Annotated in this window: 14 protein-coding genes and 1 tRNA gene; 6 read left to right on the top strand and 9 right to left on the bottom strand. The window is 39.2% G+C overall.

Annotated elements, in window-relative coordinates:
- Window positions 1–284: 284 nt before the first annotated feature.
- Window positions 285–1562 (top strand): tyrosine-type recombinase/integrase, encoded by a 1278-nt coding sequence (locus ND16A_RS05605; protein ID WP_033078373.1) that lies wholly within the window; start codon window positions 285–287, stop codon window positions 1560–1562.
- A gap of 41 nt (window positions 1563–1603) precedes the next feature.
- Here the strand turns inward: ND16A_RS05605 and ND16A_RS05610 are convergent, their stop codons facing one another.
- Genes ND16A_RS05610 through yejK form a run of 4 tightly spaced genes read right to left on the bottom strand, consistent with a single transcriptional unit; the run spans window position 1604 to window position 5533 of the window.
- Entirely contained in the window at window positions 1604–2473 is an 870-nt protein-coding gene (locus tag ND16A_RS05610) for a M23 family metallopeptidase (protein ID WP_235282166.1), read from the bottom strand.
- Window positions 2466–3344: a 6-carboxytetrahydropterin synthase gene (locus ND16A_RS05615; RefSeq protein WP_033078376.1), complete on the bottom strand. Its 879-nt coding sequence runs from the start codon at window positions 3342–3344 to the stop codon at window positions 2466–2468. Before ND16A_RS05615 ends, ND16A_RS05610 begins: the two co-directional genes overlap by 8 nt.
- 17 nt (window positions 3345–3361) lie before the next feature.
- The gene (pyrC, locus tag ND16A_RS05620) at window positions 3362–4390 is read right to left on the bottom strand and encodes a dihydroorotase (RefSeq protein ID WP_033078372.1); all 1029 of its coding nucleotides are present in this window, start codon (window positions 4388–4390) and stop codon (window positions 3362–3364) included.
- A 42-nt stretch (window positions 4391–4432) separates the two neighbouring features.
- Entirely contained in the window at window positions 4433–5533 is a 1101-nt protein-coding gene (yejK, locus tag ND16A_RS05625; RefSeq protein WP_052073194.1) for a nucleoid-associated protein YejK, read from the bottom strand.
- Between the two features lie 89 nt (window positions 5534–5622).
- Here yejK and ND16A_RS05630 point away from each other — a divergent pair, with 89 nt between their 5' ends.
- The 3 genes from ND16A_RS05630 (at window position 5623) to ND16A_RS05640 (ending at window position 7720) form a co-directional block, all read left to right on the top strand.
- Window positions 5623–5850, top strand: a complete 228-nt coding sequence (locus tag ND16A_RS05630) for a DUF1414 domain-containing protein (protein WP_033078371.1) — start codon at window positions 5623–5625, stop codon at window positions 5848–5850.
- Between the two features lie 26 nt (window positions 5851–5876).
- The gene (locus ND16A_RS05635; RefSeq protein WP_033078370.1) at window positions 5877–7568 is read left to right on the top strand and encodes a DUF3413 domain-containing protein; all 1692 of its coding nucleotides are present in this window, start codon (window positions 5877–5879) and stop codon (window positions 7566–7568) included.
- A 75-nt stretch (window positions 7569–7643) separates the two neighbouring features.
- Window positions 7644–7720 (top strand) — tRNA-Pro (locus ND16A_RS05640).
- A gap of 433 nt (window positions 7721–8153) precedes the next feature.
- On the opposite strand, the gene ND16A_RS20335 is transcribed toward ND16A_RS05640, so the two are convergent.
- From ND16A_RS20335 to ND16A_RS05660, 5 genes are all read right to left on the bottom strand, one after another.
- On the bottom strand, window positions 8154–11510 hold the full coding sequence (locus tag ND16A_RS20335) for a DEAD/DEAH box helicase (protein WP_052073193.1): 3357 nt from the start codon (window positions 11508–11510) through the stop codon (window positions 8154–8156).
- A gap of 7 nt (window positions 11511–11517) precedes the next feature.
- On the bottom strand, window positions 11518–11997 hold the full coding sequence (locus tag ND16A_RS05645; RefSeq protein WP_033078369.1) for a hypothetical protein: 480 nt from the start codon (window positions 11995–11997) through the stop codon (window positions 11518–11520).
- 21 nt (window positions 11998–12018) lie between these two features.
- On the bottom strand, window positions 12019–12552 hold the full coding sequence (locus ND16A_RS05650; RefSeq protein ID WP_033078368.1) for a hypothetical protein: 534 nt from the start codon (window positions 12550–12552) through the stop codon (window positions 12019–12021).
- Window positions 12553–12554: 2 nt separating this feature from the next.
- On the bottom strand, window positions 12555–13658 hold the full coding sequence (locus tag ND16A_RS05655) for a hypothetical protein (RefSeq protein WP_033078367.1): 1104 nt from the start codon (window positions 13656–13658) through the stop codon (window positions 12555–12557).
- Window positions 13659–13898: 240 nt separating this feature from the next.
- Complete coding sequence (locus tag ND16A_RS05660) at window positions 13899–14234, bottom strand: hypothetical protein (protein ID WP_033078366.1); 336 nt, start codon at window positions 14232–14234, stop codon at window positions 13899–13901.
- 397 nt (window positions 14235–14631) lie between these two features.
- Between ND16A_RS05660 and ND16A_RS05665 the strand changes: the two genes are divergently transcribed.
- A complete protein-coding gene (locus ND16A_RS05665; RefSeq protein ID WP_160173530.1) occupies window positions 14632–15885 on the top strand; it encodes a tyrosine-type recombinase/integrase in 1254 nt (417 codons plus the stop codon).
- Window positions 15886–15960: 75 nt separating this feature from the next.
- Window positions 15961–16186: hypothetical protein (locus tag ND16A_RS05670; RefSeq protein ID WP_033078364.1), on the top strand; the 226-nt coding region annotated here is incomplete at its 3' end.

Below are 16186 nucleotides of genomic sequence, written 5' to 3'. Positions count from 1 at the left end.
AAGCCCACTTATGGAGGAACTGGAGGCTCTGCTAATTGCTTTTGACTTTGACTTGCTAATTGCTTTTGATTTGGCTCTTGCTGTTGCTCTAGGGCATTTTAGCTATAGAAATGTCCGTTAATGTTAATTAGTGGACATTTACTTGAAAAGGATTTAGCATAGCATCTGAATATGTTAATGTTTTAAATACGCTTTCTGGTGTTTCTCTGCCAATACGCCGTTTAAGGCAATAAGCAACATACGAATACCAATCGATGCCAAAAATAATAATTTGAGAACTTGTCATGTCAGAAACTTTTATTGCACAACCGTTATTTGATTCCCATCGATATTTTCAATTGATGCACAAGAACACTTTATTTTGTGATGACAATCCAACGGTAAAAGCGTTTGTTGAATCCTGTTGTGATTCGGTGCCGCAAGCAATGGATGATTATCGATTCACCAAAGAGTTCCTGCAATCTAAAGGCAGGCGCAATGAAGCCACCTATAATTTATTTCGTGGTGAAACGGAAAAGTTTTTATTGTGGTCATGGCTAATCAATAAAAAATCTGTGGTGCAATTAAAACGCCGCGACCTGGAAACCTATATCGATTTCGTCAATAAGCCGCCGCATTATTGGATATCAGATAATGTCTATCGTCGTTTTGATAATCGCAATGGCATTCGTGATATCAATCCTGACTGGCGCCCGTTTACCATTAAGATCCCCAAGGCTCAGCGCTTAGATGATATTGATTTTAAGCAAAAGAAACTTAACTATAAATGCTCACAAGATGCGTTAAAAGCTACGTTTTCGGTATTGAATGTGTTTTATGATTACCTGGTCACTGAAGATTATGCCTTTGGCAATGCGATTGCGTCGGTGAAAAAAGATTGCCCGTATTTGATCAAAGACAGCTCGTTTAATGAAGTGAAACGGTTATCTAGCCTGCAATGGGATTACATCCTGGAAAGCTCGATAAAAATGGCCGATGAAGATGAAAATCATGAACGCACCCTATTCATCATCGCCACCTTAAAGACCTTATATTTACGGATATCTGAGCTCTCTGAACGCACCAATTGGTCGCCGGTTATGGGACATTTTTGGCAAGATAAAGACAAAAACCATTGGTTTAAAGTGTTTGGCAAAGGCGCAAAACAACGTGATGTATCCGTGCCAGATCCATATTTAGAGTACTTAGACAGATATCGTCAAAGCCGCGCCCTGTCTGGTTATCCGCTGTCCAGTGAAACCGACCCGCTGATTCATAAACTGAAAGGCTCTGGTGGCATGACCGCCAGACAATTACGCCGTATCGTGCAGCAAGCGTTTGATTTTGCTTATCAGCAAATGGTGAAGGAAGGCTTTGCCAGTGAAGCGCAAACCCTGCAAGAAGCTACCACTCACTGGTTACGACACACAGGCGCGTCTATGGACATAGATTCTCGGCCGTTAAAACATATGGCCGATGAGTTGGGCCATGCCAGTATGGGCACAACCGACAGAATTTACGTACAATCGGATCATTTAGAACGCGCTAAGTCAGGCAAAAAACGTTTGATTGAAAGTCGATGAAAAAAAGGGCATAACCGCCCTTTTCTATGGTCAAAATTCGGCTATTCGGTGGATTTTTTGGTTTTGACTTTGAAGGTGTGAAAATTTGGTATGGTGAGTACTAATGCGGGATCTAACCGTACGTTATGCCAATTAACTCGCCAGTCTAGATGTGGGCCAGTTGAGCGCCCGGTCGAGCCAATTTCGGCAATCGGCTGACCTTGCAACACCTTATCACCAACTTGTACCTTACTCGCACTTAAATGTAAGAAAGTCGACGTGATGCCATGACCGTGGTCAATAATTAAGGTACCACCAGAGTAAAACATATCTGGCTGCCAAAGTGTAATTACCCCGGCCGCCGGTGATTTTACTGCCGTACCTTTCGGGCCAGCATAATCTAAACCAAAGTGGGGATTTTTAGGAACGCCATTGTAAACACGCTGGCTACCATATACCCCCGTGATCCTGCCAGTATGTGGCGCTTTGAATCCATGGGCAAAATCAATATTATCAGAAGCCATGGCTCTGGCGGCACGAATTTTAATGCCGTCACTTTTAATCCGCTTGAGTGCATCCGCACTCGGCGACATGATCTTTTTATCAATACCTTCAATGCGTTGAATGTTATATTCACGTTTTGCCGGTGTTAAATACTGACTTAATGTTTCACCGCTTCCATTACGAATGACTAAGTGATGAGTTTTATCATCATCTCGAGAAAAGCCTAATGCAAACAAACCATGGCTTGACACTTTTAATGAATTATCATCAAGCGAAACTGCATTACCCGGTGATGTCATGCCAACCACCATTCCGCCTTGAATAACTTCACCTTCAAGCTTTAAATCAATTTTTGCTGACGCTGTCGCGCTAACGCAGAAAAGTGCTAACGCTGAAACTATTGCTGTTGTTGGTATGTTTTTAAACACTGGCTATTGCTCCTTTGCCGACACCTTCATAAGCAACCACTTTGAAACTGTTGTCACTGTTTTGTGCTTTTAATTGTCTGGCAATGTAATCGGCTAATAGTTCAACCGTTGAGTCACAATCGACAACTTCGGATACACCAGCACGAACCGCAATGTCGAATCGACCTTGTGGCGCGTAATAAGAAAAGAATTGATGATCGGGTTGCAAATTGTTTTCGGCAAAATCAGATAACTCAATTTCGGCCAGTGTTACCTGATCACAAGCGCTGGCCAGGTAAATATCTTGCCAGCGTTGACACCATTGCTGTTCCAATGCGACAGAGCGCGTGTCATTTTCAAAAATGCTGATTGTTGAACGATGACCATGGGCGATGCGCTGGCAATTGCCGTCGTGTTTTTTCAAACCATGGGTGTAATGGTAATATGAACCATCAATATTCTCGGCTCTCAGGGTTAATTCAATGCCTTGTACGTTTTCTGGAAGTTGTTGTTTTATAACAGCTTCAAGGTAACGCGTTACCGATTCCTCAGTAATTTTACCGGTATCGATTTGGGCAAACGCTTCACCTGGTGATTGTAAAAATAACGGCTTGTCAGCAAGGTTAAAATCTACGTACAAATGTTTGCTACGCTTTGATTCAGTAATCGATAAAGCCGGGTTTTGCACCGGCAATACCAATTTATGATCAACACAGTCATCAATAATGGCCTTGATTTGTTTTTTGACAATGCCAAAATCCAGTACCATACTTTCGGCATTTAAATCACCGGATAACAACACATCAACAATCCAGCTTTCACCAACAACTCCCCTTTCACTACACAGATAAGAGAAATCGATCACCGTTAAATCGTTAACAAACAACTGCATGTTCTTCATTTTGTATCCTATTTCACTTGCCACAACATTTGTTCACCCGCTCGAATTGGGACCACAACATCACTACCAAACGGCATGGTAGCAGGTACATCCCAACTTTCTTTGACTAGGGTGATGGTATCGTTATGACGAGGTAATTTGTAGAAATCAGGGCCATTGAAACTGGCAAAACCTTCGAGTTTATCTAACGCATTCTCTTGTTCGAACACTTCTGCGTATAATTCAATGGCAGCATGTGCAGTATAAGAGCCAGCACAGCCACAGGCGGCTTCTTTCGCTGATTTAATGTGTGGTGCAGAATCGGTTCCTAAAAAAAACTTATTGCTGCCACTGGTTGCCGCACTAACCAGTGCTTGTTGGTGGGTATTGCGCTTTAATACCGGTAAACAGTAATAATGTGGTTTAATGCCACCCACTAACATGTGATTGCGGTTAAACAATAAATGATGAGCAGTAATGGTTGCCGCTACGTTATCGCTGGCACTATTGACAAAGTCAACGGCATCTTTAGTGGTGATGTGTTCAAGCACAATACGTAAATTTGGAAAATCATTAACTACTGGCGTTAAAATTCTGTCGATATAGGCTTTTTCACGGTCGAAGATATCAATGTCATTATCGGTAACTTCCCCGTGCAGCAATAACGGCATATCTTCTGCCTGCATTGCCTCGAGTACCGGATAAATGTTGTTAATATCGGTGACCCCTGAAGCGGAATTGGTGGTGGCGCCGGCAGGATATAATTTTGCCGCATGCACTATACCACTGGCTTTACAGGCTTTGATATCTGCTGGGGTAGTGTTATCGGTAAGATATAACACCATCAGTGGTTTAAACGTTGGCGATTCATTCACCGCCTGAATGCGCTCATAATACTCGGTTGCCTGCACGGCATTCATTACCGGTGGCACCAGGTTTGGCATAATGATCGCACGACCAAAATAGCGGCCCGTGTCTTTTACCGTATCTTTTAATACTTCGCCATCGCGTAAATGTACATGCCAGTCATCTGGGCGAGTTATTGTTAATGTAGTCATATTATTTAGCTCTTTATCACTTAAATTGTTTAATCTTGTTTGTTACTCGAATTCTGCAGCGGCAGTTGCATCACTCTGTGCCGTACTTTGTTGCTCGGCAATCTTTTGATTTTCAGCATCCGCTAGCAATTTCATCAATTGATCTTTTAAATTTGGCGGCACTTTATGAATGGTTAACGAGCCATTTACCGGGTTGTACACCACATCGCCACCAAAGTGCGAACGTTCAAAACTGACACTAATACCGGCGCCAAAGCCCGAATACTTGGTGACTTTGTTGATAACGGTTTGATCATGCGGAAACTTATTTTCAATTTCATATTCGTTTTCTTGACAAAATTTATAGAACTCATCGCCGTTGTCTTCGTGCGGCAGGGCTTGCGATAATTCTTGTAACTCTACCTCTTTACCAACTTGCTGCTGCTCTTTACAGTACGAAAGCAGTTCTTTACGAGTATTTTGCTTTTCTTCAGGGTTTAACTGATTAACGTTGACAAAATCTTCTACCGCTTGCACCAATCGTTGCGATTGCTCTTTTGCGTTAACCCCTTCTTCACAACCTAAAAAGTCTAAGAAGAAATCCGATACCTTACGTCCGGCTCTGCCTTTAATGAAAGAAATGTAACGACCATTTTCAGCGTTATCAGCAAAATCAAACAAATCGATCCGGGCGGCAAGTTGCATTTTCGAGGTATCAATATGATTGTCGGCAGCAATATTTAATTCACCATCGACGTAGTAATGTTCTGTTACCGGTAATAACGCCACCAATAAATAGCGGCCGCCTAGCATTTCATAGTGACAAGTGACTAAATACCCGGTTTCGGCCAATTCGTATTTTTCTAATTCTTGTTTTAACCGAATACACGCCTGATTAGAAAATGGTACAAATTGCTCTTGATCGTCTAAATAATCTTGCAGCAATTTATGAAACGGTTGCGTCACCCCTTCAACGGGTTCCATGTTGAAACCGCCATAGGCTTTACTGGCCTTACTGTTATAAGTGTTGTGGATAGACTCTACAAACGTTGAGATCTTTTCGTTGATCTCAATTAGGCCTTTGTTAGAGGTAATTTTTACTTCATTGATACCTTCTGCTTTGGTTAAATAATGCAGATCGATATTGGTTATAATTAAACTCATAATAATTGGTCAGTTTTATCTTGTGAAAGGTTTTGATAAACTAGATACTAATCAATCAAAAACCTAAAATGGATGTAATTTAAAAAATAATGCCTATTGTATCTAAATATTCTAATGAACGTGTAGAAAAAATTGTACAAAACTTACTTGATGTCCTTGTTGAAGACGAAGTATCAACCGATCTTGCGTTAATGTGTTTAGGAAATACCCTTTCTACTATCATTAATAATCAAGTTCCTGAAAATAAACGAAGTGCATTGACAGAACAATTTTCCAATGCCCTAAAACAATCCACTGCGCAATCGACTAAAAAGTAAAATAACAAATAAACGCGATTAATTATATGGTTACCAACGAAAATAGTTCATACAGTAAACGTCTTCTTCACCTGATTAGCTGGGGCCATTGGTTTACCTTTTTCAATATTGGTGCGGCAATTTTAATCGCCATTATATTTCTTGATGCCGAAGGGGTTCCCGAAACCCTAATAGGTAAGGCTTATATGCTAACCAACTGGTTTAGCCATATGGCATTCCTTACCTTTATCACCTTTGTCTTAACGGTATTTCCGTTAACCTTGTTGTACCCGGTAACTCGGGTGATTCGTGGCGCGGCTTCGGTTATTTTTACTATCGTATTAACGCTGTTAGTACTTGACGGCTTCACCTATTCACAACTTGGTTATCACTTAAACCTTTCCTCAAGCGGACAAATTATCCGCTTAGTGAAAGAGCAAATGGCGACCAACAGCTTATCTTTCTACGGCATTGCCGGGTTTGCCTTCTTCGCCATTTTAATTTTTGAACTGCTAATGAGTAATTACGCCTGGAAACATATTCGTGAATTACAACGAAGAAAGTATCCGCGGCTGTTTATTGCCTCGCTGGTGGCATCATTTTTCTTTAGTCACCTGGTTCATGTTTGGGCTGACGCCAAACTGGAATACAGTGTGTTAAGGCAAGATACGGTTTTGCCGGTATCATACCCGTCAACCGCAAGAACGCTATTAACCAAATATGGACTCTTTGATCAGACCGACTTTGAACAAAGGCGTAATAGCCCGTTTAAATTTACCAATGAAATTCCTAAATACCCGGCATTGGCACCACAATGTCAGGTATTAGAGAAACCCAAACGCTCGGTGTTTATCATTTTAAATGACAAGATATTAAGCGAAAAACAAATCAAACAATTTAATCGCAGCTCAGCGATTAAAGGTAGCACCCTACTCAACTATATCGATAATGCCGACAGTAAAAGTTCCTGGTTCAATTTTTTGTATAGCTTACCCAGCATTTATCAAGAAGATATGGGTAACCAACAAGCTATCCCGATGTTATTTCAACAATTAGCCGCAACCGAGTTAGACTCATCTGTTACCGTGTTCAATGGCGATGAAGGTGTTGTTGAACAGCCCTTTGGTCTTGAACGTTTATTTAACACAAAAACCAAACATCAAGATATCTCAAAATTCGTTTTTGCCGATAAACTTAACGGTTTTGCACCGGGGTTACATGTATTCTATTTTGACAATCAAACCGATTATCAATATGAACTGTTTGTTAATGCGCTGTTGTTAGCACAACAAAAGAAAGGGCAAAAAGACATTATTTGGTTTAGTTCTTTAGGCAATAAACATAGCCAAACCGCGTTGAAACCGAAACCGGCATTGCTTATATTCCCGGGTATCAAAGCTAGAAAAATTAGTGAATTAACCAGTGTTATGGATATTCAAACCACATTAATGCGTTATTGGTTTGAATGTCGCACCCCTTATGCCACCTATGGCAATGGCCATAACATTTACCGGGTAAGAGATGACCGGATTTATGCGAACACTACCGCAGAGGGTCTGTTAGTCATTAAAAAAGATAAAAATTTACTTATCGACCAAAAGGGTAATTTCGCCACTTACTCAACTCAGTTGGATACGTTAATCAGTGATGATTCAGATTTTCCGATGCTGATCGATGGTGTACAGCAGATTAATTTGTTCAGCAGCCAAAATAAAACGCAGGTAATGAGCAATAAATAGGCAAACAGATTTAATTTCAGCATTAACGGTTGCAATCTCCTTGAATTTATTTAACATTACGTTTGAATTATTAGTCGGGGTGTAGCGCAGCCTGGTAGCGCGTGCGTCTGGGGGACGTGAGGTCACAAGTTCGAATCTTGTCATCCCGACCAATTCAAAGTCTTATTCTATAAGGCTTTTTTTATATCTTCAGCATGAAGATATACAAACTTTTTCAATCCCATCGCACATATATCGCACTTTTGATCATTTTTTAATGCAAAGATATGCAAAAATGAGCAAATCTATTATTCAAAATTTATTCTTAATTGTAAATTAAATTGCATTAATTTTTCTTTGAACATCAACTGAATTAATTGCATCTTATAGTAATAATCACAACATACTAAGGGTTGTAACTTGTTTGAAGCACTTCACAAAACTTCAAATAGTACTAACTAACTGACTGTAAAGAGCTCATCTCCTACTTTAATTTAGTGGTAAAGCCCCCTAAAGTTTTAAAAAGAGGCTCTACTAGAGTAAACCGTTGCTATAGGATGACATCCTATGGATGGTTATACATTGTGGTGTTAATATGAAATTTGCTTAGACCCTGACCTTAGTTCTGGCTTTTCTGACCGGGCTGATCAACTTTGTTCTTTTTAAAATTTCTACAAAGAGGTTAGTCTCATCGTTTTTTGGACGCCATTTTTTTAAAAATTGACTATGGCCAAAGAAGACCAAGTTCTGCTTAGCTCTTGAGCAAGCAACATTCAAACGTTTACGATCTAACAAAAACTGTAACGACCCATAAGTCCTGACAGTCGAATAGCAGACCAATTCGGCCTCACTGCCTTGGAAGCTATCTACTGTATCAACTTTAATATTGAGTTTTCCAAGACGAATTGAATCTTTATTTAAAAGCTGACGGATTTTCATTTTTTGTGCGCCATAAGGTGTTATCACGGCAACGTCTATAGGTACTTGTTGTTTCTTAGCTATTTCAAGCAAAAAATCTCGAATTGCAATAGCTTCATCAAGGTTTTCAATGCTGGTGGAATTGTGTGGTTTTTTCTGTTCTCCACGGACATCTTGCCAAATTAAACAAGCTGGATGAACAAATGAACTTGTGTCGCTCGTGTCACCAGCACCATTAAAAAGTTGCCTTTCACCGTTTCTTGTATAAAAAAGATCAGCAACAAGGTCTCCAATCGGCGCAGCCATTCGAAACTGCTCCTTTAATGATGCAGTACAATCATCAGGAAGTTGCTCGAACAGCACTTCAAAAAAGCTATTTTTCAGGAAAGTTTCTTTTAGGAAATCTAACTCATTTTTTGCAGAATCATCGAGAAGAACAGGTGCAATACTTGGTGGTAGCTGATGATGATCTCCTATTAAAATTGCTTTTTTCGAGCGAAGCAATGGGATCAGCAACTCAGGTACCGTTGCACGACCAGCTTCATCGACAATAGCAATATCAAAATCTAAATGATCCACCCCAGCTTTTCTTGCTGCCAAACCTACACAGGTTGCGCCAATTAAATTTTTGTCTGCTAACATTGTGGAAAAAAATTCATCTGATACCTTATTGCTGCCAGTATTTGCAATCATTTCTTTTAACAACGCAGCCCATTCATAGGAAGCATCTCTGACACCACCTTCTAGTAAGTGTGTCATGCGACTCACAGAGTCCAGTTGTTTTGAAAGAAACTCATCATAGAGTCTGTCAAAATGATCTTCCATGATTTCATCATCAAGTTTTACTGGATTCCCAATCCTAACAATATTTACGCCATCAGCGATCAGTTCAGGATATCTTTTCTTAAATTTTATAATGGCGTTATCCACAGCGGTATTCTGCTGTGATACAACCAAGATACGTTGATTTGGATTGTGAGATATCAATTGATATAACATTTCTACGATAGTTGTTGTTTTTCCAGTGCCTGGTGGCCCCTGGATCATCGCGATGTGTTTTGCTGTCAAGGCTGTTCTAACAACATCCTGCTGGCTTGGCGTGAGTGAGTCACTCCATTCAATATCTTTATCTTTCCAGTGAGCAAGATATTCAGATTGATAGCTTGATGGAGATAAAAATATATCTTTCAGTCGTAATTCAACAAGCCTGTCTTCAAATAACGCATCTAAAGCTTGTTGCTGCCTTTTGAGAGCAGGATTAGGTTTAGTAACAACAAACTTAAATTTTTGCTTTTCATTCAAGTTGATATTATTAAAATTAAACAACACGGCTCTTATTTCAACCGACTGTTCTGAAGTAATTGAAATGTTACTATGATTAACTCGATTTTTATCAATAGCGGGCAAATAGTCGCCACGATCTTCGTCCCAAATCAGCAAGTGAAAAGATCGATGTAAAGAGAGGTACTCAGCCTTCTCAATGTCTTTAATAAAAGTGATAATCGTTTTATCGTTGATACACGCTTGCTGAATACATTCTTTCGGTATTATCAAAAAATGACTGTTGCTCTCCACTAACTCAGGCGTGGCATCAAACTCCACAAAGCATTCACTTTCAACTTTTTTCTGATAATCAACAACTCGTTGCCACCTTTTAAAGAATTCGACTTGTTTAAGCCGTTCTTTGGTAGAATTTTTATCGATTAGTGCCTGGCTCACAAAGGTATACAACTGTTCTAATCCATAGGGCCAGCTAAAATACTCGTTTGGCTTGATAGCTTTTGACGCCAGAATAAAGTCGAAAGGCAAGTCAACGCCGATTTGCGCTGTTTTGTGTTGAGATATTTTAATGACACTTAAACCGTCATTAGTCATCGTTGGCACACAGCTTAATTGAACGCTCGCTTTACCAAAAACCACTTCGTTAGTTTCATAGTCATGACCAATTAAAGTCCACCGGCTTTGTCCAGAGTAAAATTGTTCATCGGTGATGTTTTCTAAATGTTGCTCGTCAACCTCTATGTATAGCTCAAGATGATCTTGCCCAAGAAAAGCAGGAGGTTTAGCACTTACTGTTGGAGGTGGCATCCAACCACTTTGATTTGGCTTTCCTGCCGGATTGCATGAGAGAGTAGAATCGAAAGCATCAAAAAATACAGACAGTTTTTGACCTGGAATGCACTTCAAAGAAGGATGTAACAAAGCCATGTCTGGTAACTGAACTTTTATCAAACCATCAAAAAGGGTTCCTAAATAAGCTTTATCTTTTGCTAAAGAACGTTCCACGACCATCAATGCAGGAGTATTTGATCGAATATGATCGTGAAAGCACAAGCCCTTTGCTACACAGCCAAAAAAAGTACCGTCATTTTTATTGCCCTCTCGAACAACTAGAATAGGGAAGTCATCCCCGCAGCCTAACGCTAATGCTTGCTGTTGTTCCCTACTTCCACTGAACAACAACCGATGTTTGAACTTAGGTTGTAACCTTCCTATATCGGACAATTCAGCTAAGACAAGTTTCCCTTCATACAACCACTCAAGTGGGAGCAAAGCATCTGCAACATCCAAATCGATGAGTTGGCCGTATCTCTGCTGTTGCCAATAGGCATTTATTTGTTGTTTTTCAAATTCTAAATATTTTTGGTACTCATCCAGGCGCTTCTGGGCATCCTGTATTCGAGCATACTCCCTTAATAAAGCAGATCGACGATAGGGACTAGTAGTATCTGCTGCGATTTCCGATTGGATAATTTTGTACAATTCACTTAAGGATTCTGAAATCGGCGTGATTTTTTTTGATAACTGTTCAATTTCTTTTAAAAGCAGCGTTTTATGTAGATCTGCTTGTTTTTTTTGTGCAGCAGTGAAATAGCCTGACTCTTGCTCGGCAGCACTTTTAAAGCGTGACCGTATATTGTCTCGTTCTTGATAGGCTCGATTTTGACGACGCTTTTCTTCATCTGTTTTTTGGTCAAAAAACCAAGCAACTGCACTTGCTGTAAGAATGACGCCAGCCGCAGCGGCAAATATTGGAAATGGCACTTAACCCTCAGCTTTTTATCTGGTTAATTAATTCTGCCAAAAGCTCAGCAGAAATGGTTTCAGCTTCGACTAGATCCAATATTTTCATAATGTGACCATCTTCATCATTTTGCTTTTTACCAAACTCTGATAGCTCAAGCACTCTTTCTGCATGCCTGCGCTGATCTATTTTATCTTCAGCATCAAATTCAGCCGTTCTAATCTTAAAGTCTAATACCGCGGCTTGTTTCCCTGCTTCCACTTTTTTCATATCCAATGAAATTTGAGCGCGTACCTGTGAAGTTTTCTCTTTTTCCTTAAGCAGGTCCATACCACTACTGGCTGTATCAAGTACTTTGCTTCCCAACTCCACGAGTTGCTGACCATCCAACTTTTTTAACATCTCGCCAAGGTTATTATTTGACTTATTGCCTTTCTTCATCGCGCCAGGTCGTGACTGGGTCGTACGCGAAATAAAATCGCCTTCAATTGGTGTTACTTTTTTCATTTTTTGTTCTCTTATAGTTAATTAATCTTCTACAGCGCTCATGACGCACATCATCGCTGAACGGAGAAATTCATCTAGTTGCTTTTGTAATGTTTGTAACTGCTCAAAAGATGTTCCCTTTTCTCTTTCAGCTCTGACAAGAAGTTGCATTTTTTGAGCATGCTTAAGTGATTGGTTAATGGATTTTTGCATTTGCATGACGACTATCGAGCTTTCGGCAACAGCTCTAGATAACGACTGGTATCTTACTTCGCTACTTTCAAGCATCAGTTTGTGGTCAAGCTTCATGATATCCAGTTGCTGTCTTAGCTGCGCTTCAATCAATCTGTTTTCAGCCACGATTTGACGTGTGACTTCGCGCTCTTTGGCGTATTTGAGATAGCTGTTACAAGCTTCTAGTACAGCCAGTCCTGCATCTAACACCATTAAAGCTGGATTAACCTTTTTTGCAGCTCCTTTTAAACCATGTTTAACTAACATCATTCCATAGCGTTGAACTCGGCTGTCATTCAATAAATGCTCTGTTAATGATGAATATTTTTCTAATGTTTTCATCGTTATCCTCTAATCACATCTGGGTGAGTTAAATTATCCATCAACTCTTGATAAGTGTACTGATGTTGTTGCCAGGCATTGGTGAAACTATGGTTTCGTGAAAACAACTCATGTTCATCGTTTAACTGTGTGATGCTTGTTTTGATCATTTCCTGTGCAACATCTTGATAGAGAGACTCGGGCTCACCTTGCAAAGAAAAGTCAGGGTCAGATATTGTGACAGCATTATTTTGATTATAGATTTGATCATCAATTTCAGAATATACAGTGCTTATTTCTTCTGCCGGGCTCAAATTGTCTCCCCAATCAAAACCTTCAGCAAAGGTAAACTTGGTGCTCAATACTAATGCTGGGGTATATAAGGTTAAATGTGTTTTATCCTGTCCACTTATATTCAAATAACTTTTCAGAGGCAGGCTGTGACATATTCCTTTATTTTTATCTACCTGGCGAACAGTAACACTCCATTCGACACCCCAACGAGCACCAAGTTGAGGTAACAAGGCTTCAAATTCAGGTATTACTTTAGGTAAAAGCTCTGGTAGTTTTTGTTGAAAGCGTTCTTCCTGGGCGAAGCAATCTTCAGTCTTGCTATGTTTAAACGGTTTGGCCTCAGGGATAACCAACGCATCTAATGGAATATCTTTCAGCTCCGATGAACTACTTGGCACAAGCAGCATATCAATGTCTTTATATGTATAATGGTAATGGCGATCGAGAGCAAGCGTCAGCTCTTTATCGTGAACATGACGTAGTATGTAGGCAAGCATTTTACCTTTAGGGGTTATACCATCGTGGTTTAACAGGTCCAAACCTCTTAGCCGACCAATAACAGGCGTCAGTTGCATTTGACTTAGGCCTGTCACATCTTCTATCTGGGTGAAGGTTAAAGCATGAGAATCCATCACATTTAAGATAAAGTGTGAAAGCTCACCTAACTCACTGAGCAATTTATATTGAACAGTAACTTTATACACTCGTAACGGGTACCAAACATCAACGTCTACATCACTCTGTTTGGTAGCTGCAACCTTCTGCTCAGGCGAAACTACAGTTTTAGCCGATTGTTTTTTCCCCGTCGACGATTCAAAAATACTACTTAACACTTTAACTCCTTAGAAACACGATGAGCCAGCATAGCTCTAACTTCCATTGTTGATGTCACTACAAATATGCTTTTTATATCATATTTAATATCTCACAATAACAGCAGCTTAGGTAGTTTTAGTTCAAAATAAATCTTTTACATTTACATTATTCAACAACTGTCATTTGTAGTGTTACTGTTCTTGATTAGTGGAAGTTTAACATTTACTCAAAAATTAATGAGGTGCTTGTCGACAATATTAGTTCATAAATGAACACAAGCCAGCAAGAGCATCAGGGATATCATTGTCTAAGTGTACTTTCTGCCTTGAAACTTTATGAACTCTACTAACAGGTGTTCGAACATTACCGTCTTGCTTAATTTCATTACTGCCTTTCCCGTGACGCTTTAACCCGTTAACAAATTCAATTATCTCTGCATGCACATAACGAACTAACCCATCAACTTTTACAAACGGTGGTAATTTACGTTCAGCGATTAAATTAGAGGATTTACTACGGCTTTTTTGCAGTTTACTTACTGATACGCACAGCAATTTCGAGGTTTCTTTTTCATTTAGTAAATATGGCGTCATAACGTTTCCAAGACAATTAGAAGATGACGCTATTTAAAATCAATAGATAATTTTCCAGAAAAATTTATTATGCTAAAAATAATTTTTATTTTTTGATATTAATAACCCGATGTTATTACAAAAAATATAAAACAAAGCATAATCAAGATTTAGCGATTTAAAAAAAATTTTTTAGCATTCCTGTTATCAATTAAACAAGCAGGAACAATACAGAGTGAATATTTATCAATTAATCGGCGGTGCAATCACTTTAATCAATCAGGCTGGTGTTCAGCTAAATTCATTAAACTCAAACATATTAAATCACATTTAACTTATGAAGGTCACGGATCAAAGCCAATGTGTCATTAAAGCCAAATTAATTTCGTTCTTATCTAACAATAAAGGTACTACTCCGATGCTTGAATTCAAAACAATGAAGATGCCAGGTGTATCTTTTAGAATTTATCGGGCCAAGCTCGGTGTATCGAAAGGCAAAATTACTAATATTCAGCAGCAAGCGATTGCGATTTACCATAGAGGCAGATACCCCGGAGAATTAAATGCGAAATATGAATTAGTTGGCTATCTTTCCAAAACAACTCAATCTAAACTAGATCAACATTTGGAAGCTTATAGACAATTAAAGGCAAAAACTAATACAGTTCATGAGGTGCCTACTCTTGCCGAATTTTTACCAAAGTACGCCAACATTTTATACTTGAAAAACCCTGAAACTGTAGACCGTAAAACTCAATTAATTGAATCAAAATTTCCACACTTACTTCAATATCCAGTAGATCAAATCAAAGGCAAGCAGCTTGTTGATTTTGTTACTTCATACAAGCGAAATAGAACAGCAACTCAAATCCAAAATGGGGACAGCCCCTATACTGTCGGAGAATCGACTTTAAAAGATTGGGTTTGTACCCTTAGGGCGTTACTGCAAGAGGCTTCACAATATACTGGTTTGTTTAAATGTTGTGACTCCTTATATGGTGAAAGCTTAAAGTTTAAAATTGATAATGCTAGTGACCGTTATCTAAATGTAAAAGAGTTAAAGTTTTTAATGCAATGTTTAAAAAAACGTGATGATTCAAAGCTCACTAATTTGAACATTACCTGTTGCTTTTCTGATTATTTAACGCCACTTATTTTAACCAGTTTAGCAACCGGGTTAAGACCTAAATATGCCTTGGCACTAAAGTGGTCTGATGTTGATTTAGAAAATAACCAAATTAAGATCCGCGCAACAAAAGGCAAGATCAAAGAAACACAGTGGTGCCCATTAGCAGCTGAACTGCTTATTGTATTTAAGGAGTGGAAAAAACACCCTATGCACTCACAGGAGGGTAACTGGGTATTTCCATCACCAACAAGGCCAGGAAATCATTTAGTGAGCTATAAAACAACCTTTACAACTTTCAGAAAAGAATATGAGATTAATTTTGTAATGTACGATACACGCCACACATTTGCGACATTGGTAACAAAAATTTATAAGAACATTCAGACGACACAGGAGCTACTACATCATAAAGACGGAAAATCTACAAAACGATATGCTCGCGTAATACCTACGGAACGCGTTGAAGCGGTACATCAACTACAAACAGAATTACCAAATTTCAGTGCTCATTTTAATATTGGTTCATCAGCTTTCTCGGCATAAACCTTTACATAAGTCGATAATCCCCATGTCCAGTCCCTAGTTAGATTTGAGGTTAACTAAAACTAAGGACTGAATATGAAAAAAGAAGACATCGAACATAAACCATCGTTTACCTGGATACATGTGATGCAAAGAAGATCAAGAACACCGTTCGAGGATGACGCCGTAAGGATTGTGAGCTTACGGCGGGATAGTGTGACATGGCAAGTTGAGTTATTTAGAATGGCGCTAACCCAGTCTATGACTGAGTTATCTCTTGATTTTGTTGGTAGTTCCAAGGGAGGTAATGCTCAGGATTTTC

The sequence above is a fragment of the Thalassotalea sp. ND16A genome (assembly GCF_000764205.1).
Lineage (GTDB): Bacteria > Pseudomonadota > Gammaproteobacteria > Enterobacterales > Alteromonadaceae > Thalassotalea_A.
The sequence above is the reverse complement of the archived record's forward strand: the minus strand, read 5'-3'. Positions and strand labels throughout refer to the sequence as shown.